We start from the raw sequence: 17551 nt of genomic DNA on the forward strand, positions 1-17551 counted from the left end.
ACCCACGCGAAGCGGTCCGCTGACCGGAACGGACTCAAACCGGCCGGCCCCACACTCGCCATGCCCGAGTATCCCGATCCCGACTCGAAAAACGTCCTCGCGCCCGGCTGTGAGCGCTGTCCCGCGCTCGCCGAATCTCGAGAGTGCATCTCGTGGGGCAACGGCTCGCTCGACGCCGAGCTCGTCGTGGTCGGCGAGGCACCCGGTGCCGGCACGCCCGAGGCCGACCTGTGGAAGGGTGGCAACTGGACCGGCATGGCCTACACCGCACGCCACTCCGGGCGAAAGATTCGAGACCTCTTTGGCGATCTCGGTTTCGACAGTCAGGAACTCTACTACACGAACGCCGTCAAGTGCTTTCCCGAGGGCGAGGAGGGGTCGAACCGCGAACCCACGAGCGAAGAGCGGTCGAACTGCCGACCCTACCTCGAAACCGAGATCGAGGAGATCGGACCGCGCGCCGTCATCGCGACCGGCAAACACGCGACGACGAGCCTGCTCGCGACCGAAGGAGAGAGCATCGACGGTTTTCTCGACTCGATCCTCGAACCGGTCGCGCTCGGGAGTCTGGGGACGACGCTCGTGCCGGTGCTCCACCCTTCCTACCAAGCGGTCTGGCTCTCGCGGCTCGACTACACGTACGAAGGGTATCTCGACGCCATCGCCGAGACGCTCGCTGCCATCGAGTGACGCCAAACCTTCTTGCTTCCCGCACGCGAGGTGCGAGTATGTCGAACGACTGTCCGTTTTGCGGGATCGTCGCCGGCGAGATCCCCGGCCGCATCGTTTTCGAGAGCGACGACGTGACCGCCTTCCTCGACGCGAACCCGCTCGCGCCCGGTCACACGCTCGTCGTCCCGAACGACCACCACGAGCGACTCACCGATCTCTCCGAGGAACTCGCCCGCGAGGTCTTCGCCGCGCTCCACCGACTGACACCGGCCGTCGAGGCGGCTGCCGACGCCGACGGCTCGAACGTGGCGTTCAACAACGGCCCGGCCGCCGGCCAGGAGGTGCCTCACCTCCACGGCCACATCATCCCCCGGTTCGACGACGACGGCGGCGCGCCGATCCACGTCGTCGCCGGCGACCGACCCGACCTCTCCGAGGACGATCTCGACGCCATCGCCGAGGAGATCCGCGACGCCCGATAGCGACACCGTCCGCGGACCGTGATCGGTCGTCGAGTACCCTCTCCTTCCTCTGAACGAACGATGACGAGCTGCCCTTGTGTTTCTATTTCTACCACTCTAATAATTTTACCCCGTAGAAAAATTTTAAATAGAATGCATTGCATCGTCTGAGGTATGAATTCAACCACCCTATGTCCGGAATGTAATGGCCGATTGGACGACGCCGGCGAGGAGACGTACTGTCTCGACTGCGGGCTGGTCATCGGCGAGGACCGCGTCGATCGCGGCCCCGAGTGGCGCAACTTCGAGGACGGACCGGACCGGAAACGCACGGGTGCACCGCTGACGCGCTCGCGCCACGATCGCGGGCTCTCGACGGAGATCGGCCGTTCGACCCGACTCACCGGCCGAAAACGACGTCTGTTCGCACGTCTGCGCCGCCAGCACAACCGCACGCGGATCTCCTCGCGCGCCGAGCGCAACCGCGTCTACGGGTTCACCGAGGTGCGGCGCATGGTGGGCGCGCTCGGTCTTCCCGACTCGATCCGCGACCGCGCCTGCGTGCTCTTCGAGTCCGCACAGAACGAGGACCTGCTGCGCGGGCGCTCGCTCGAAGGGTTCGCCGCCGCGGCCGTCTACGCCGTCTGTCGCACCGAGGCCCTCTCGCGTACGCTCGCCGAGATCGGCACGGTCGCCAAAGCCACGCGCGACGAGCTCACCGCCGCCTACGACGCCCTGAACCGCGAACTCGGCCTGCCAACCGGCCCGATCGATCCCGAGGAGTATCTCGCACGGTTCGCGAACCAGCTCGACCTCCCGAATGAGATCGAGCGCAGGGCACGCGCGCTCGTCGAGAAGAGCCACGACCTCGGACTGACCAACGGGCGCAATCCGAGCGGCGTCGCCGCGGCCTGTCTCTACACCGCCGCGACCGAGCGCGATCACGCACTCACACAGCAGTCGGCCGCCGACGTCGCCGGCGTGACGCCGGTGACGCTCCGGACGACCTACTACGATCTGCGCGAGTAGGTTTACGTGGTCCGCAGGTGGTCGGTCTGTGGCTCGTACACCTCGCCCTGTCGTCTGAGCTTTTCGAGTTCGTGCTCGGCCTTCGAGCGCTCCATCCCGGTCTCCTCGGCGCGATCGAGCACTTCCTCGATCGGCGCAGCGGCGTCGTACTCGTCCTCGATGTCGGTGATCAGCGCCTTCATGTTCTTGATCCGGTCACGCTGGCTCTTCGAGGTGCCCGTCTCGACGATGTCGGCGTCGAACTCGCCGGTCTCGGGATCGACGCCGATGTCCTTGAGACACGACCGGACGATCTCGATGACGCGTTCGGCGTCCTCGAGTTCGACAGTATCGGCGAGCCTGACGCGCGCGGACGCCTCGGCCAGCCTGACGAGCGCCTCCAGCTTCCGTGCGGTCACCGGCACGGGCGCGTCGTCGTCGGAACCCTCCGCCCGGAGATCGACGTAGAAATCGCTGATCGCCTCCTTGGCCTCCTCGGTCATCGTCGGGTAGCAGTTGCGCTGGGCGTAGGCGATGTACTTCCGGAGGAGGTCGGGTTCGATCGCCGGGGCCACGGTGTCGGTGACGGCGTCGACCTCCGACTGGCTGACGTTCGCCGCGGTCTGTTCGGTCCGCTGGGTGTTGAGCTCGCCCGCGTAGTTCGTCCGCAGGATGTGCTCGGCGAGGTCCTTGTCGCGCTCGGGGTCCGGATCGTCGGTGACGGTGAAAATGAGATCGAACCGCGAGATGAGTGCCGGCTCCAGATCGATCTGCTCGCCGATGGACTCGTACTGGTCGAACCGTCCGTACTTGGGGTTCGCCGCGCCCAACAGCGAACATCTGGACTTGAGCGTGGCGTTGATCCCGGCCTTCGAGACCGAGATGGTCTGCTGTTCGAGCGCCTCGTGCATCGCCGACCGGTCTTCCGGGCGCATTTTATCCAGTTCGTCGACGGCCGCGATCCCCTGGTCGGCGAGCACGAGCGCACCGGCTTCGAGCGTCCACTGCTGGCCCTCCCCGAAATCGTCGCGCACCGCGGCCGCCGTCAGCCCGGCGCTCGACGATCCCTTCCCGGAGGTGTAGACCGATCGTGGGGCGATATTTCTGATATACTGCAGCATGACGGACTTGCCAGTACCAGGATCCCCGATGAGGAGCATGTGGAGGTCGCCACGGATGCGCGAGCCGTCCGGGAGATGTTTGGCCACGCCCGAGAAGAGCTGGAGGATCATCGCGAGTTTGGCCTCCTGATAGCCGTAGATCGAGGGTGCGATCGAGCCGACCATCTGCTCGTAGATGTCGTCCTCGGTCGAGAGTTCGACGATGGCGCGTTTGTCCGCTTCGGAGATGTCCATGTCCTCGAACTGTTCGTCCTCGATCTCGACGGTGACGCCGTCCATGAACAGATCGAACATCGGCGAGGCGTCGCGGCCGGACTCCTGCTGGTCGAGATGGAGCACGCCGGTGACGCGGACGTGATCGCCCGCCGTCACTTCGCCGGTGATGTCGTCCTCGATATGGATATCGATGTTCTGTGGGGTCTCGCCGCCGCGCAGCCCCTCCGGGCTCTCCTGAACCCTGAGCTTCTGCGCGTCGACGAACTCCGACTGGTCGAAGTTGATGTCGAACGGCCCCTGGCGCTCACAGCCTTGACACTCGTGGGGTTCCTGGAAGTCGCCGCCGGTCTGGGGGATACGGGTGAGCGTGCCACAGCGCTGGCACTCGAAAGCCGCCTCGGTGATCTTGGGCCGAACATCCGTGGCCTTCCTGACGATGCCCTGTACCGCGAGCAGCTGGCCACGGTGGCGCGCCCGGATCTCGCGGATCTCGGTCGGTTCGTCGAGCCCCCGGATGCGGACGTGCGCGCGCCCGAGACCCACGTCGACGGGGAGATCGTAGAGTCGCAGCGCCTCCTCGGCGTACTCCTGGAGCTGGTCGGGCTGGGAGCGGTAGTCGTCGGCGAGATCCGAATCGAACCGGTAGAGATCGCTCCAGTCGATGAACAGCGATCGGCGTTCGTTCGGATACTGCTGGGCGAGCTCCCCGATCTCGTTGCGGTAGTAGTTGCGGTAGAACTCCTCGAAATCGTCGATCAGATCGGCGTTCTCCGCACGAGCCATTGGTGGTGGGTAGTGTTCTTTCGCTCAAGAACCTTCGCAACGCGCAGTGAAAGTGGAATCAGCCGTTCCCCTGCGAACCGAAATCGTCGGGGATCGTCTTCGGTGCGCTCGGCGGCCGTTTGCGGTCGTTGCTGTTGCGGCGGTCGCGTTGGAGCGGGATCGGTGTACCACCGTTGGATTCGATCCAGTTGCGAGCAACGGCACGCGGACCGAGCTCCATTCGTGTGTTGTGACTTTCCGTGAAGATTCACCGTTCCATCCGCCATCCAGCCGGTTTTGATCTGTACCTTCAGCAAACTGCCGGCCAGTGTCTCGGCGTCGATATCGTACCACTCGTGTCCCCGAACGGAATCGAAACCGGGATCTCGCGTCTTTTCAGTTCGGCGATCACGAGCGCTTCCGTGAGATCGCCCTTTCGATGGGAGTCCATACCCCTGCTTTCGCTCGTACTATAGCAAAAACGGTAGTGGGACCGCGCGGATTTGAACCGCGGTCACGAGCACCCAAGGCTCGGAGTATACCAGGCTAACCCACGGTCCCGCACGTGAACTAATGGACGCCGGCGAATAAACCCTTGCGTTTCCCGTCGGAGAGCGGTCGAAGCCTCACATCCACAGACGGAGTACGGAAGGCCTATACCGCGCTCGTGCGAGGGTCGCGCATGGTCACGGGACTCGAACTCGCGGCTCTCGCGGTCGCGCTCGTCCTGCTGTTCGGGGCCGCGCGCATCCTGCAGGCAGTTCGGCCGCTCATCGTCAACGCGGTCGTCGGCCTGCTGGTCTTCCTCGCCGCCAGCTGGTTCGGCATCGGCGTCGAGGTCAACTGGCTCACGCTCGCGGTCGTCGCCATCGGCGGGCTGCCGGGCGCGGTGCTCGTCGTCCTGCTGTCGGTGTTCGGGCTCGCGTTCACGCCCGACCTCGTCGCCCCGCTCGTCTAGCTCTCCTCGTCGCGCAGTTCGATCTCGGCCACCGTGTCGTAGGGATCCTTTTCCTTGCGAATCCCGTCGAGCATCGTGAACGCCGCCTCGGGATCGAGGAAGTGTCGCGTCACCGCCCGACCCAGCGGCGTGGGTGAGAGCCCGTCGATGAACTCGTAGTCGAGGAGTTTGCCGACCGCGTGTTTCATCGGGACGTCGCCGACCATCCGCTCGGTGAGCGCCTTCGCACCCCCGCCCGCCACGGTGATGTTCGCCAGCACCTCCTCGACGGCACTGGTTTCGTCGTAGCGCATCGCCACGGGCTCCATCTCGCCCTTGAGCAGCCGGAAGGCCGTCTCGTCTTCCGAGCCGGGCATGCTCGAATGGTAGCTCCCGTCGGGTTCGACCAGCACGTAGACGACGCCGCGGTCGTGGTAGTCCGGCCGTCCCGCACGGCCGAGCATCTGATGGAACTCCTGGACGGTGAGCCACTCGATGCCCATCGCCAGCGAGTCGAAGATCACCTGTGAGGCCGGGAAGTCGACGCCGGCCGCGAGCGCGGCGGTCGTCACCACCGCGGCGAGATCCTGGTTCGCGAACTGGCGCTCGACGGACTTGCGTCGCGAGTAGTCCAGCCCGGCGTGGTAGGCCGCGGCGTCGTACTCCAGTTTCCGCGCGAGCTGATGACAGCGCCGCCGCGAGTTGGTGAAGATGATCGTCTGCCCACGATAGCCCTGCGAGGATTTCCGGTCGAACTCCCGCCGGACCAGCTTGTTCGCCACGCGCGCTTTCTCCTGGCCATCGGCGAACGTGACGTGGCGCTCGATCGGCACGGGCCGCTCCTCGAACTCGACGAGGTTCGCCCGGAGCTTTTGGGCTAGCCAGTCGGGATTCCCGACCGTCGCCGAGAGGTAGAGCCACTGCGTGCTCGAACTCGTCCCGTTCCCGCTCGCATTCCCGTTACGGTTCTCACAGTAGCCCTTCAGCCGGGCGATGAGGCCGTCGAGACGGTGGCCGCGGTCGTCGTCCTCCAGGGTGTGGACCTCGTCGATCACGACTGTACCGATGTCGCCGAGATCTTGGCCCACCCGGAGCGCGTGGTCGATCCCCTCGTAGGTCCCGACCACGATGTCGGCGTCGGGATCGAACCGCTCGCCGTCGTCACGGACGCGGCTCGCACCGACTCGGATCGTGACGTTCGCGAGATGGCCGTACTCGTCCCTGAAGTCCTCGTACTTCTGGTTCGCGAGCGCCACCAGCGGGACGAGGAAGAGCATCTTTCCCTCGCCGTTGAGCAGGCGATCGAGACCCGCCATCTCGCCGATCAGCGTCTTGCCGGTGGCGGTGGCGCTCACCACGAGCTGATCGTCGCCGTCGAGCGCGCCGTTTTGCACTGCGAGGCTTTGCACGGGCAGCAGAGTCTCGAAGCGGTCGTCGAGCAGGTTCTGCATGCCGGGATGGAGACCGAGCGAGTCGACCGGGACCGGGTCGACGGCCTCGGTCGTGGCGCTCATCTCGTCGAACTTCGTGAGGTCGGGATCGAGCTGGCCCGACAGCAGGTTCTTCACGCGTTCGAGGTCCTGGACGTCGAGCAGCAGTTCTTGAAGCCGGTCGGCAGCGGTGCTGGAGACGTCGTGATGGGCGAGCTCGGCGTCGAGTTCACGGCGCGCACAGTCCGGACAGATCTGCTCGCCGTCGGCTTCGATCGCCGTCTCGCTCGTGACCGGCGAGTAGCGCCCGGCGCTCGCACAGTACCGACAGGTCCGCACCGTCTTCGCGTCGAGCTGGTAGCCGTCGAGCATCCGCTCGATCCGCTCGCGCTGCGCTCGCCCCGTCTGTTGGGAGATCCGGATGCGATCGGCACGCCGTGCGAGTTCGACGAACCGATCGGGAGCCAGCGGCTCCTCACCCGACTCGTGTCGCCGGGCGAACTTCGCGGGTCGCGGTCCGGCGTCGGTCGTCCCGAGCGTGAGACGTGCCGACAGCGAGCGCTCGCCGTCGTTCGAGACGGCAACGAGATAGTCGTCGCCGACGCCGTGGACGAACAGCGTCCCGACTGCGACCTGCTGTGACACTAGCCGTGACTACGCGAGCCGGCTATTTCAGTCGCTCGCACTACTCTTCGAGTTCGATGGCGTCGTCGCCGTTGGGCACCGCACAGATGAACGCGCCCTCCTGCTCGCCCTCGTTGCGATACCAGTGGACGACGCCGGCAGGGATCAACAGCGAATCGCCGGCGCTCACCGTGTGCTCCTCGTCCCCGATGCCAACCGTGTATTCGCCCGAGAGGACGTACTGTTCGTGTTCGACCTCGTTGGTGTGCTTTGGTACTTCGCCACCGGCCGCGAGCGTGAATCGCCGGATGGCGAAGTTCGGCGCGCCACGTGCCTCGTCGATGAGGACACCCTTTTCGAGGCCGTCGGCCGCATCGACCGGCTCGTACTCGATCCCGTCGGCCCGACGCAGTAGTGCCTCCGTCTGTCGGCTCATGGCGTTCGTCTGGCCGCCATCGTGGTAAACCCGCCGGCTGGGATGGGCTTAAGGGACTACCCGTCCTAGTCGGGCCATGCCAAGCTTCCGGGTCGGTTCTATCGCGGGCATTCCAATCAAGCTCGGACTCTCCTTTCTGCTCGTGCTCCCGCTGCTCGCGTGGCTCATCGCCTCGCAGGTCGGCCAGCTCGTGATGCTGATGAACTCCACGTTCGGGACGGGGCTTCCGGGCGCGGCGCTGTCGGCGGGCACGATGCCCTACATTCTCGGCCTCGCCGCTGCTCTCGGCCTCTTTGCGGGCGTCATCCTCCACGAACTCGGCCACTCGGTCGTGGCGATGCGGTTCGGCTACGACATCGATTCGATCACGCTCTGGTTTCTCGGCGGCATCGCCCAGATGGCCGAAATGCCGGAGGACTGGCGTCAGGAGTTCGCCGTCGCCGTCGCCGGACCGGTCGTGAGCGTCGTCCTCGGGATCGTCTCCTACGCTGCCTTCCTCGTCGTCCCAGAGGGCCTGCCGGGCGTGCGCTTCGTGGTCGCCTATCTCGCGCTGTTGAACGTCGCGCTCGCGGCGTTCAACCTCCTCCCGGGCTTTCCGATGGACGGCGGGCGCGTGCTGCGCGCACTGCTCGCACGCAATCGCACGCACGCCCGCGCCACACAGATCGCCGCCGAGGTCGGCAAGGGGTTCGCCTTCCTGCTCGCGCTCGTCGGCCTGTTCGCCGGTGCCATCCTCTACGTCGCCATCGCCTTCTTCATCTACATCAGCGCCGCCGGCGAGGCCCAGCAGGCGGTGACGAAGGCCGCTCTCCAAGGTGTGGTCGTCGAACGAGTGATGACGCCCGCCGACGAGATCGACGCCGTCACACCCGAGACGAGCGTCGCCGATCTCGTCGATCGGATGCTCACCGAGCGCCACACGGGCTATCCGGTGCTCGACGGCGGCGAACTCGTCGGGATGGTCACACTCTCGGACGCCCAGACCGTCCGCGAGGTCGAACGCGACGCCTACCGCGTCGGCGAGGTGATGAGTCAGGACCTCTACACGGTTCCCGAGGACAGCGACGCGATGGACGCGCTCTCGACGATGCAGTCGAACGGTGTCGGTCGGCTCCCCGTGCTCGACCTCCGCGGCGAGTTCATCGGTCTCGTCTCTCGGACGGACCTGATGACGGCGCTGACGATCCTCCAGTCGAGCGGGATGGAGGCGACGACCGACGCCGCCACCCAGTCACCACGCTCGCCCGACGAATCGTTCTAATCGTCGGGTTCCGGTATCGTCTCGACGCGCGCACGCAACCACTCGGCCGCCACGTCGAGTTCGTCGTCGCTCTCGCCGACGAGTTTGAGCCGGTTGTGGCCCGCCGAGCGGTCGGGATAGCAGCCCACGCTGACGTCGAAGCGCTCCTCGGTGGTGGTGAGATCGGGGATCAGATCGGCCTCTGGCGTTTCGGTGTAGAACATCCGTGAGCGCACGTCGCCCCCGAACGCCTCCGCGACGCTCTCGTACATCGCCTTCATCTCCTCGGGGATGCCGGGCAGGACGTAGACGTTCTCGATCACGCAGCCCGGTGCGAGACCAGGATCGTTCAACAGCGGTTGGCTCCCCTCGGGGATCGACGCTTCGGCGTCGACGTCGATGGCGATATCCTGGAAGCTCTCGCGGAGGGCGGCGACGCGTTTCGCGACCGACTCGCGTGCACGCTCGTCGACCGCGAGCGAGCGATCGAAGGCATCCGCGACGGCGTCCATCGTCCGATCGTCGGGCGTCCCGCCCAGTCCGCCGGTGACGATGACCGCGTCGAACGCGTCGGAATACTCCGCGACCTTGCGGGCGATCAGTCCCCTATCGTCGGGGATGACGAGCACCCGTGCGACGGTCGCCCCGCGACCGGTGAGTCGATCGGCGAGCCACGTCGCGTTCGAGTTCGCGGTATCGCCGGAGAGCAGTTCGTCGCCGATGGTGAGCAATGCGACGTCCATTGGGGAAAGGAGGGCAAGCGGACTGATAGCCCTTCGCTGTTAGCTTCGGAACACAGCAAATGAGGTCAGGGCCTCGACAGACAATGAAAATCTCTGGTATAGTCCGGGTGCGAGAATCGAACCCGCGTCTCAGCCTCCACAAGGCTGAAGGATGACCATTACCCCAACCCGGACGCGCAGTCGCTTCTATTCGGGCGCGAATAAAGTACGTTACGACTCCCGCCGAGCGGTCCGCGAGGCTTTTGCCGCTCTCGCCCCAACTCCTGACAAGCGTGGCCATTACGGACAAGATCTACGTCAAGAACCACCGTCGGATCGGCTCGCAGCTCGAAACGCGCATTCCACGGAGCGCGTTCAGCGGCGCGACCCTCGATTTGCTCTACACCGGCGAGAACCTCGCGAAGCTCGACGACGCCACCCAGGAGCGCGTGCTCGACTTCGCCGAGGACTTCCTCGACTGTGACTGCGAGTCGAACCCCTACTGTGGCCACCCCGAGCGCAAGTTCATCCAGTATCTGCTCGATCTCCGTGCGGGCGGGCTCGGCGCGGAGGCGATCGTCGACATCATGAGCGACGACTATCTCGTGACCGCCTATCCGGGCGACGTGCTCTCCTTTCTCGACAACTCGGTGCGCACGCTCGACGCGATGGAGGATCTCGCGAGCGTCGAGAAAAACCGGGAGATGGAGCGCCGAGTGGGCGAGCGAAAACGTGATCTGCTCTAACCGAGTCGGTACGGCTCTTCCTCGTCCTCGCCGTCGAGCTCTTCGAGCTGGATCACGTCCTCGCCGTCGTCCTCCTCCAAGCGCTGGCTCAACTGGGTGACATACCGGCGGTGTTCGTCGAGCTGATCGCGGAGATGCTCGGCTTCGAGTTCGAGCCGCTCGTGTTCGCGAACGTAGCTCTTGGGGACCTCGACCTTCGGCGGAAAGCTCGACGTCTCCACGTCGCCGTCGTCGACTTCGTGCTCGGGGACGACCTCCACCTGTCCGTCGTGGGCAACCAGCATCTCGACGTAGTTCCGGAAGACCGCCGACAGCGAGATGTCGCGCTCCTCGGCGATCTCACGCAGCGTCTCGAAGGCGTCCTCGTTGACGCGAAAGGAGATCGTCTTGTTCTTGTTGCCCATCTCGACGCCGAGTTACGCCTCCGCGAACTTAGGTCTTCGTCAGACGATCGATCGACGAGCGCCGGCGATCAGTCGCTCTCGGCGACCTCGTCGTCCTCTTCGAGGCTCTCGAGCGCCGACACCGCCTCACGGCGGTAGTTTTCGAGGGGGAGATCGTAGCGCTCCTCGGCCATCCGAGCGTACTCGTTGGTCTCGTCCTCGAAGGCCTGGAGCCGCTCGATCGTGCGCTCGGCGGTCTCGACCACCCAGCGATCGCGCGTTTCGGCGTCCACGACCGTGATCGATTCCGGCCGGACGGCGACGTTCGTGTCGCCGTCGTCGGTCTCGTAGGTCCGTGGCTTGCCCGCCACCGCGACGTACTCCGGGGGTTCGATCTCCCGGAGCGCGCTCGCGGCCTCGGGCTGGTACTGGCCGGCGTAGACGTAGAAGGTCCCGGTCGGGTCGACCACGCGCCCCTGCCAGTACTCCGAATCCGAGCCGACGTCCTCGGTCTCGGTCAGCGTGCCGACGAAGAAGATCCGATTGGCGCGCTCGCCCGTCGGCAGGAGGAGGTAGACCGGCGCGCGCTCCTCGTCGCTCTCCTTGAACGTGTCGCTGCCGTCGCTGAACTCGCGGGCGAAGACGCGCTGGGCGACCTCGCGGGTGGGTGCACCGCTCATAGTGACCTCGCTTTGATCAACGTCTCCTCGGCATCGGTCGGCCCGCCCAACTTCTCGAACTCGTTTGCGAGCACGTACCGCCCGAGCGTCGGTCCCTCGACGCGGTAGTAGCTTCCGAGGACGTCGCCCCGGATCTCGTCGGCGACGACGGTCGTATCGAGCGCGTCCATCGCCATCTCCTTCGCCTCGTCGAGGGTGATGTCGGTGAGCTCCTCGGTCGCCTCCTGGTTGAAGATCGTCTCGTGGACCTCGTTGCCGTCGTCGATGACCGCCTTCACGCGGAGGTCGAACTCACCCTCGACCTCGCCGTGCTCCGAACAGCGCCCGTTCTGGAGCACGCGCGTGCAATCGTCCTCGGGGCAGCGCTTGATGAGCCCGCTCCCGCGCTGGATGTCGACGAGCGCGCCCTCCACGGCGATCGCGTCGTCGCCGACCTCGAGCTCCTCGTCGAGTTCCTCGATACCCGTCGTGCGATTGAGTTTGACCGAAAACCGCCCCTCGTACTCGTCGGTCACGAGGTTCGTCAGTTGGTAGACGCCCCCCTCGTCGAGTTCGGGGAGATCGGAGGTCGCCCACTTGGTGAACTTGATCGTCCCCGAGGGATCGCCAAGCAGTCCGACCTGTGCGATCGACTCGCTCCGTGGCTCCCAGAGCTGGCTCACTTTCGCCGTCAGATCGACCCACTCCTCGGGCGTGTCTATCTCGGCGATCTCGCGCTCCTCGCTCGTTCCGCCCGACTCGGGCACGTCGATCTCCTCGTCGATTTCCTCGATGCTCGTGGTTCGATTCAGTTTGACCGAAAACCGTCCCTCGTACTCGTCGGTGACGAGGTTTTCGAGCCGATAGGTGCCGCCCTCGTCGAGTTCGGGCAGATCCGACGTCGCCCACGCGGTGAACTTGATCGTGCCCGTCTCGTCGCCGAGCAGGCCGACCTGTGCGACCGACTCGCTCATCGGCTCCCAGAGCTGGAGCACCTCGACGGTGAGATCGACCCACTGCTCGGGCAGCTCGATGCTCTCGATCGTGCGCTCCTCGCTGTCGCCGCCGAGCTCCTCGCGATCCATGTCCGCCTTGTCGAGGTAGCTGCTCGTGACGCTCCGGCGAGCCTCCTCGGCGGGCACTCTGTACTCGTTGACCAGCGTTTCGAGGCGCTCTTCGACCTCCTCGACGCTGATATCTAGTGTATCGGAAAACTGGTCGTGTATCTCGGTCGCGTGCTGTTGTACGTCCGTCATTGGGTGTCCTGTCTCCGCGTTGTTTTCGGTGGGAGACAGTCGTCGGTTGGCGCGCGACGGTATAAAAAGTTGTGCGAGCGGAGTGAAAGTGATTCGGGATGGCGACGGGCCTTTGTATCGCGACACCCAACGCATCGCCATGAGCGACGACGGTCCGATCGCGCGCTTTCTCCACTCGACGGCGCGCGCCGCGGGCCGACGGTATGCCGAATCGAAACGTGCCTACAGCGACGGCCAGACCCGCGCCGACAGCGATGGGCCATACGACGAACACGCCCGCATCGTCTGCCGGCGCTACGCGCAAAAACGCACTGTCGTCCTCGACGGCTACGAACCCGACTGCTTCGAAGCGGGCCATCCCGACTGCGAAGGCTGTCTCGAAGACATCCGCGAAGGCACCGTCGAAACCTGGTAATCCACTTTTTTCTGCGTCGGGTCGGCTCACGTCGTTCGCCGACCACTCCTTGAAAAACCTGGACTAAAAACCTCCGCTCACTTGCCTGCGGCTCGTTCGCGGTGAACCGCGCTCGTTTCACTCGCGCGGATACAAACTACCCACTACCGCACCGCAACAGCCCACATACCTCCCCAGCCGATTGCGCTCCTCGCTCGCGTTGCTCGCTGTGGTGCTCATCCCTCGCACAGTGTTCGCGCCCGGTGCTCACTTCGTTCGCACACGAGCGCGAGCGCGCCAACCGCTCCGCAACCACAGAAACGACGACGGCCATCGCTCACGGTGCGGGTTCGTTCGGTGTCAGCAGCTCGCAGTAGTGAAACTCGCCGTCGCCGACCGGTCGCGTGACCGTCTCATCGGTCATCACGTCCACCGGCTCGTCGAAAATCGGCCCACCCCGGACGAACGTATGGAACTCGCCGTTCTCGCCACAGGGATCGACCTCGTCGGGGAGGTCCGCAAGGAACCCCGCATCGAACGCCCGACCGGCGAACGAGCGGTCGAACAGGTCGCCGTCGACGGAGACGACCGTCGCTTCGAATCGGTCGGCGAAATCGGCCGCGAGCGATGCCGTATCCCGCCTCCAAAGCGGCCAGTAGCCGTCGAGATCGGTGTCCGAGAGCTGCTCCTCGCGGTAAGCTCGGATATCGTCGAGCAGGAGATCGGCGAAGGCGATGCGCTCGATGCCCCGATTCGCGTAGTTCTCGATGGCCGCGGTCATCGCCCGCTCGTAGGCCTCGTTCGTCGGATCGCTCGGAAGTTCGACGAACTCGATCGGCAGCCCTACTGCCGCGGCCTGGCGCTCATAGAGCTCGCGGCGCACGCCGTGCATGCTGCTCCTCCCGGTGTCGGCCGCGATCGTCGTCAACAGTCCCTCGACGTGGACGTCCTCGTTCCGTCGCATTTCGTCGAGCGCGTACGACGCGTCCTTGCCACCGCTCCACGATAAGATCGTGCGCATCACCCGCGCAGCGTGCCGCCGTCGACCGGCAGCGCCGTTCCGGTGATGAAACTCGCCCGCGCGCTCGACAGGAACGCCACCGCGTCACCGAGTTCGCGCGGCTCACCGACCCGTTCCAATGGAATTCCATCGGACCAGTCGGCCAGCCCCTCTTCGTAACTGTCGTACTCGCCGCGCTCGACGCCGGCCTCGACGAGTTCCTCGATCCGCGGCGTCTCGTGACTGCCCGGCAACACGGCGTTTGCACGGATGTCGGGCGCGAACTCCCGCGCGACGGTATCGACCACGCCCGTGACACCGCGCCGGACCGCGTTCGACAGGACGAGCCCCTCGATCGGTTCCGCGACGCTCGTCGAGGTGATGGCGACCCAGGTGCCGGCGTCGCTGGCTGCGAGATGCGGGTGGGCCGCCGACAGCGTCCGGACGACGCTCATCACGAGCAGATCGTAGGCCGCGTACCACTCCTCCTCGGCAGTGTCCAGGAACGGACCGCTCGGCGGGCCGCCAGCCGACGTGACGAGATGGTCGAGTCCGCCGAATTCCGCGACCGTCTCGTCGACGAGTCGGGCGACGTCGTCGCCATCGGTGATATCCGCCTCGATCGCGAGCACGTCGCCTGCTCCCGCCGCCGCGACGGTTTCGCGCGCCGCGTCGAGTGTGTCGGCACTCCGCCCACAGATCACGACGTTCGCTCCCGCCGCGGCGAGCGCTTCGGCGCTCGCGAGTCCGAGACCGCTCGTACTCGCCGTGACGAGCGCCGCGTTGCCATCGAGTTCGAGATCCATAGTGGCTCGACACGCGCCCGGCCTATAGCTCCTGCTCCCGAGGCGCTCCGTCGTGGCGCACCCGTACCTCACCCTCGCGAGTGACGCTCACCAGCAACGGTTCCCGAACCTCGCGGCCGCGCACCGCCCCGCCGGCCCGCTCGCCGATGGCGTTCAGCAGCTCCGGCGCGGTGTAGTTCACCTTCACACCGGCCTCGTCGCAGGCGTCGTAGATCTGCTGAGGAACGTCGTAGAGATCAGTCTCGGCCGGCACGGGAACACGAACCGGCGCTTCGAGCGCGTCGACGAACGCCACGGTCTCGCGGGCGCGCGCGACGTTCTCCCGCGCACTCGCCTCGATACCGGCGACGTTCGCCCGCGAGGTATCGAGACGCTCAGCGATCGTCCGCTGTTTTAGCCCGCGCTCGCGCAGCGCTAACACCATCGCTTGGCGGCGCGTGAGCACGCTGGTCGCCGGATCGAACCCGATCCGTGAAAGAACGTCGTCCACCTCGTCGGCCATCGGACTGTCCAGTCCGGCCTACCCGCCCCAGAAGTTCTCGCGGCTGCCGAGCCGCTGCCGACGCTTCGGCCGCCCGTCCGTCTCGTCGTCCGCATCGCCTGCGTCCTCGGCCTCGCCGTCGTCCTCGTCTGCCCCGTCGTCCGCTTCGTCCTCCGCGTCCATCGGTAGTCGTTCGATCTCGTCCGCCCGTGCGTGATTCGAACGCACCTTCGTGATCTTCACGCGCGAGCGCGCGTCGGGGAGGACGCCGTCGACGAAGACGATGAACCCGTCCTCGGTGCGGCCGACGCCCGCCCCGCTCTCGTGCATGTCCTCGACGGTGACGACGAGCTCCTCGCCGACGGTGACGGGCTGGGATTTCAGTTCGCGGATGGGCTGGCTGTAGTGGTTACACCACTCCGCACCGCCACGGTTGCCGTAGTGTTGACATCCCATTCCCGCGACCCGCTCGGAAAAACTGGGGCATTCGTCGGCGAGTGGACAGTCCGCCATGCTGCCGGTAGCGTGCCACCGGGCTAAACATTTACGGGACCACCTTTTGCTGCGCTCGCTCACTTCGTTCGCTCGCTGGCAAAATGTGGATCAAAAGCCTCCTCCCTCCCTCGTCTCGCGGCTTCGCCGCTCGACATCGAGGCGCTTCGCGCCTCGCTTCGGTCGGTCGTCGGCCCGCTCACTCGCATAGGGCTCGTTCGCGGTCGGGCAATTGATGCGTTCCGCAACCACCCCGCAACCGCGCACAGCACCGCCTCCGCCCGCCTCAGCCGAACAGTTCGGTGTAGATGAGCCAGACGTTGAGCACGACGATCAGCGCGATGATCACGCCGAGCACCGTCGTCGTGCTCGTCCGATTTTTGAACGATCGCATCAGTCCCTCCTCGCGCGTGAACCACAGCAGTGGGATCAACACGAACGGCAGCTCGAAACTCAGCGCGACCTGTGAGGCGACGAGCACGTCCGTCGGATCGAAACCGGCGATGACGACCGTGAGACTCGGGATCAGCGTCACCGAGCGCCGGAGCCAGACATTGATCTGGAGGTCGAGAAAGCCGTCCATCACGGTCTGGCCGGCCATCGTCGCCACCAGCGACGAGGAGAGCCCGGCGGCGATGAGCGCGATGCCGAAGACCGTGCTCGAACTCGCGCCGAAGACGTTCTGCAGCGTGATGTAGGCGTCCTGGAGCGTGCTGATCCCCGTCCCCTGCAGGGCCGCGGCCGCGACGATCAACATCGCGGCGTTGACGAACATCGCCCCCGAGAGCGCGAACACCGTATCGACCGACTCGAACAGGAAGTGGCGGTGATGGACCTCCTCGGTATCGCCCTCGGTTTCCATCAGTTCCGTCCGCCGATCCTGGACGATGTAGGGATGGAGATAGACCGAGTGGGGCATCACCGTCGCGCCGAGGATGCCGATGGCGACGTAGAGTGCGTCGGGGCCGGGAATCGACGGCACCAGCCCGCGCCCGATCTCGGCGGCCGTCGGCCGGGCGAGCACCATCTCGAAGACGAAGCCGAGCGCGATGATTCCCACTAAGGCCATGATGACGAACTCGACCCAGCGATAGCCACGGTCGTGGACCGTCCGTACGCCGAGCAGCGCGAACGAGGCCGCACCCGCGAGCACCGCGCCGGCGGGTAGTGGGATCGAGAAGACGAGACTGAACCCGATCGCCGCGCCGATGATCTCGGCCATATCCGTCGCGATCATCGCCAGCTCGGCGGCGGCCCAGAGCAGCCAGACCACACGCGAGGGCAGTCGCTCGCGACAGAGCTGCGCGATGCCTTTCCCGGTCGCGATGCCGAGTTTCGCCGCGACGATCTGGATGCCCATCGCCATGAGGCTGGCGAGCACGATGACCCACAGCAGCGCCGGCCCGTACTTCGCCCCGCCGGAGATGTTCGTCGCCCAGTTGCCGGGATCCATGTACGCGACGCTGATCAGGAATCCCGGTCCGAGATAGGTGAGCAGTTCGCGAAAGGAAACGCTCCGTAGCGAGTCGACGACGCCGCTCACAGCCGACGCACCCGCTCGGAGTGAGAGGTCCGATCGTGACCGTCCCGCCCGTATCTGCCTCGATCGTGTCGACCCTGATCGTGTCCGTTTCGGCCACGCCCGTCACCGCCGATCCACCGATCACACGCTGTCGATCCGCCCGCTTCGAACCGCACCCGCTGT

At 65.8% G+C, this 17551-nt stretch carries 21 protein-coding genes, 2 tRNA genes and 1 pseudogene; 7 read left to right on the forward strand and 17 right to left on the reverse strand.

Annotated features, from left to right (window positions below; all coding sequences use genetic code 11):
- The first annotated feature begins 60 nt into the window (after positions 1-60).
- The 3 genes from C451_RS09590 (at position 61) to C451_RS09600 (ending at position 2162) form a co-directional block, all read left to right on the forward strand.
- Complete coding sequence (locus tag C451_RS09590) at positions 61-690, forward strand: uracil-DNA glycosylase (RefSeq protein WP_007740090.1); 630 nt, start codon at positions 61-63, stop codon at positions 688-690.
- Positions 691-728: 38 nt separating this feature from the next.
- Positions 729-1154 (forward strand): HIT family protein, encoded by a 426-nt coding sequence (locus C451_RS09595; protein WP_007740091.1) that lies wholly within the window; start codon positions 729-731, stop codon positions 1152-1154.
- A gap of 153 nt (positions 1155-1307) precedes the next feature.
- Complete coding sequence (locus C451_RS09600; protein ID WP_049913066.1) at positions 1308-2162, forward strand: transcription initiation factor IIB; 855 nt, start codon at positions 1308-1310, stop codon at positions 2160-2162.
- Between the two features lie 2 nt (positions 2163-2164).
- On the opposite strand, the gene C451_RS09605 is transcribed toward C451_RS09600, so the two are convergent.
- The 4 genes from C451_RS09605 to C451_RS09610 all read right to left on the reverse strand — a co-directional run bounded on the left by C451_RS09605 (position 2165) and on the right by C451_RS09610 (position 4801).
- Positions 2165-4261 carry a minichromosome maintenance protein MCM gene (locus C451_RS09605; protein ID WP_007740093.1) on the reverse strand — a complete coding sequence of 699 codons (2097 nt, stop codon included), beginning with the start codon at positions 4259-4261 and terminating at the stop codon, positions 2165-2167.
- Positions 4262-4319: 58 nt separating this feature from the next.
- Entirely contained in the window at positions 4320-4481 is a 162-nt protein-coding gene (locus C451_RS22770; protein ID WP_162471350.1) for a hypothetical protein, read from the reverse strand.
- Positions 4482-4550: 69 nt separating this feature from the next.
- Positions 4551-4691, reverse strand: coding sequence for a group I intron-associated PD-(D/E)XK endonuclease (locus C451_RS24400; RefSeq protein WP_394295066.1), 141 nt, complete (start codon positions 4689-4691; stop codon positions 4551-4553).
- Between the two features lie 37 nt (positions 4692-4728).
- Positions 4729-4801: transfer RNA gene (locus tag C451_RS09610), tRNA-Pro, on the reverse strand.
- A gap of 121 nt (positions 4802-4922) precedes the next feature.
- Between C451_RS09610 and C451_RS09615 the strand changes: the two genes are divergently transcribed.
- Entirely contained in the window at positions 4923-5198 is a 276-nt protein-coding gene (locus tag C451_RS09615; RefSeq protein WP_007740094.1) for a pro-sigmaK processing inhibitor BofA family protein, read from the forward strand.
- Here the strand turns inward: C451_RS09615 and C451_RS09620 are convergent.
- Together C451_RS09620 and C451_RS09625 are read right to left on the reverse strand one after the other, a co-directional pair.
- Positions 5195-7252: a DEAD/DEAH box helicase gene (locus C451_RS09620; RefSeq protein WP_007740095.1), complete on the reverse strand. Its 2058-nt coding sequence runs from the start codon at positions 7250-7252 to the stop codon at positions 5195-5197. The two genes, C451_RS09615 and C451_RS09620, sit on opposite strands and share 4 nt — an antisense overlap.
- 40 nt (positions 7253-7292) lie before the next feature.
- Positions 7293-7667: a cupin domain-containing protein gene (locus C451_RS09625; RefSeq protein WP_007740102.1), complete on the reverse strand. Its 375-nt coding sequence runs from the start codon at positions 7665-7667 to the stop codon at positions 7293-7295.
- 76 nt (positions 7668-7743) lie between these two features.
- Between C451_RS09625 and C451_RS09630 the strand changes: the two genes are divergently transcribed.
- On the forward strand, positions 7744-8928 hold the full coding sequence (locus C451_RS09630; RefSeq protein WP_007740104.1) for a CBS domain-containing protein: 1185 nt from the start codon (positions 7744-7746) through the stop codon (positions 8926-8928).
- On the opposite strand, the gene C451_RS09635 is transcribed toward C451_RS09630, so the two are convergent.
- On the reverse strand, positions 8925-9650 hold the full coding sequence (locus tag C451_RS09635; RefSeq protein WP_007740105.1) for a competence/damage-inducible protein A: 726 nt from the start codon (positions 9648-9650) through the stop codon (positions 8925-8927). The genes C451_RS09630 and C451_RS09635 overlap by 4 nt on opposite strands.
- Before the next feature lie 101 nt (positions 9651-9751).
- A tRNA-His gene (locus tag C451_RS09640) sits at positions 9752-9823 on the reverse strand.
- Positions 9824-9922: 99 nt separating this feature from the next.
- On the opposite strand from C451_RS09640, the gene C451_RS09645 reads away from it, so the two are divergent.
- A complete protein-coding gene (locus tag C451_RS09645) occupies positions 9923-10375 on the forward strand; it encodes a DUF5814 domain-containing protein (RefSeq protein WP_007740106.1) in 453 nt (150 codons plus the stop codon).
- On the opposite strand, the gene C451_RS09650 is transcribed toward C451_RS09645, so the two are convergent.
- The 4 genes and pseudogenes from C451_RS09650 to C451_RS24405 form a co-directional block, all read right to left on the reverse strand.
- Positions 10372-10779 carry a ribbon-helix-helix protein, CopG family gene (locus tag C451_RS09650; protein WP_007740107.1) on the reverse strand — a complete coding sequence of 136 codons (408 nt, stop codon included), beginning with the start codon at positions 10777-10779 and terminating at the stop codon, positions 10372-10374. The genes C451_RS09645 and C451_RS09650 overlap by 4 nt on opposite strands.
- Before the next feature lie 68 nt (positions 10780-10847).
- A complete protein-coding gene (locus C451_RS09655) occupies positions 10848-11438 on the reverse strand; it encodes an RPA family protein (RefSeq protein WP_007740109.1) in 591 nt (196 codons plus the stop codon).
- Entirely contained in the window at positions 11435-12340 is a 906-nt protein-coding gene (locus tag C451_RS09660; RefSeq protein WP_449271509.1) for a replication protein A, read from the reverse strand. The genes C451_RS09655 and C451_RS09660 overlap by 4 nt, the downstream gene beginning before the upstream one ends.
- A gap of 150 nt (positions 12341-12490) precedes the next feature.
- A pseudogene (locus C451_RS24405) lies at positions 12491-12673 on the reverse strand (replication protein A); the annotation flags it as partial.
- Between the two features lie 139 nt (positions 12674-12812).
- Here C451_RS24405 and C451_RS09665 point away from each other — a divergent pair.
- On the forward strand, positions 12813-13088 hold the full coding sequence (locus C451_RS09665) for a DUF7091 family protein (RefSeq protein ID WP_049913067.1): 276 nt from the start codon (positions 12813-12815) through the stop codon (positions 13086-13088).
- A 316-nt stretch (positions 13089-13404) separates the two neighbouring features.
- On the opposite strand, the gene C451_RS09670 is transcribed toward C451_RS09665, so the two are convergent.
- The 5 genes from C451_RS09670 to C451_RS09690 form a co-directional block, all read right to left on the reverse strand.
- A complete protein-coding gene (locus C451_RS09670) occupies positions 13405-14088 on the reverse strand; it encodes a Dph6-related ATP pyrophosphatase (protein ID WP_007740124.1) in 684 nt (227 codons plus the stop codon).
- The gene (locus tag C451_RS09675) at positions 14088-14873 is read right to left on the reverse strand and encodes an SDR family oxidoreductase (protein WP_007740128.1); all 786 of its coding nucleotides are present in this window, start codon (positions 14871-14873) and stop codon (positions 14088-14090) included. The genes C451_RS09670 and C451_RS09675 overlap by 1 nt, the downstream gene beginning before the upstream one ends.
- A 22-nt stretch (positions 14874-14895) precedes the next feature.
- Complete coding sequence (locus C451_RS09680) at positions 14896-15375, reverse strand: Tfx family DNA-binding protein (RefSeq protein ID WP_007740129.1); 480 nt, start codon at positions 15373-15375, stop codon at positions 14896-14898.
- A gap of 18 nt (positions 15376-15393) precedes the next feature.
- Entirely contained in the window at positions 15394-15867 is a 474-nt protein-coding gene (locus C451_RS09685; RefSeq protein ID WP_007740130.1) for a TRAM domain-containing protein, read from the reverse strand.
- Positions 15868-16132: 265 nt separating this feature from the next.
- Positions 16133-17389 (reverse strand): Nramp family divalent metal transporter, encoded by a 1257-nt coding sequence (locus C451_RS09690; protein WP_007740131.1) that lies wholly within the window; start codon positions 17387-17389, stop codon positions 16133-16135.
- Positions 17390-17551: the final 162 nt, after the last annotated feature.

Source organism: Halococcus thailandensis JCM 13552 (assembly GCF_000336715.1).
Taxonomy (GTDB): Archaea; Halobacteriota; Halobacteria; order Halobacteriales; family Halococcaceae; genus Halococcus; species Halococcus thailandensis.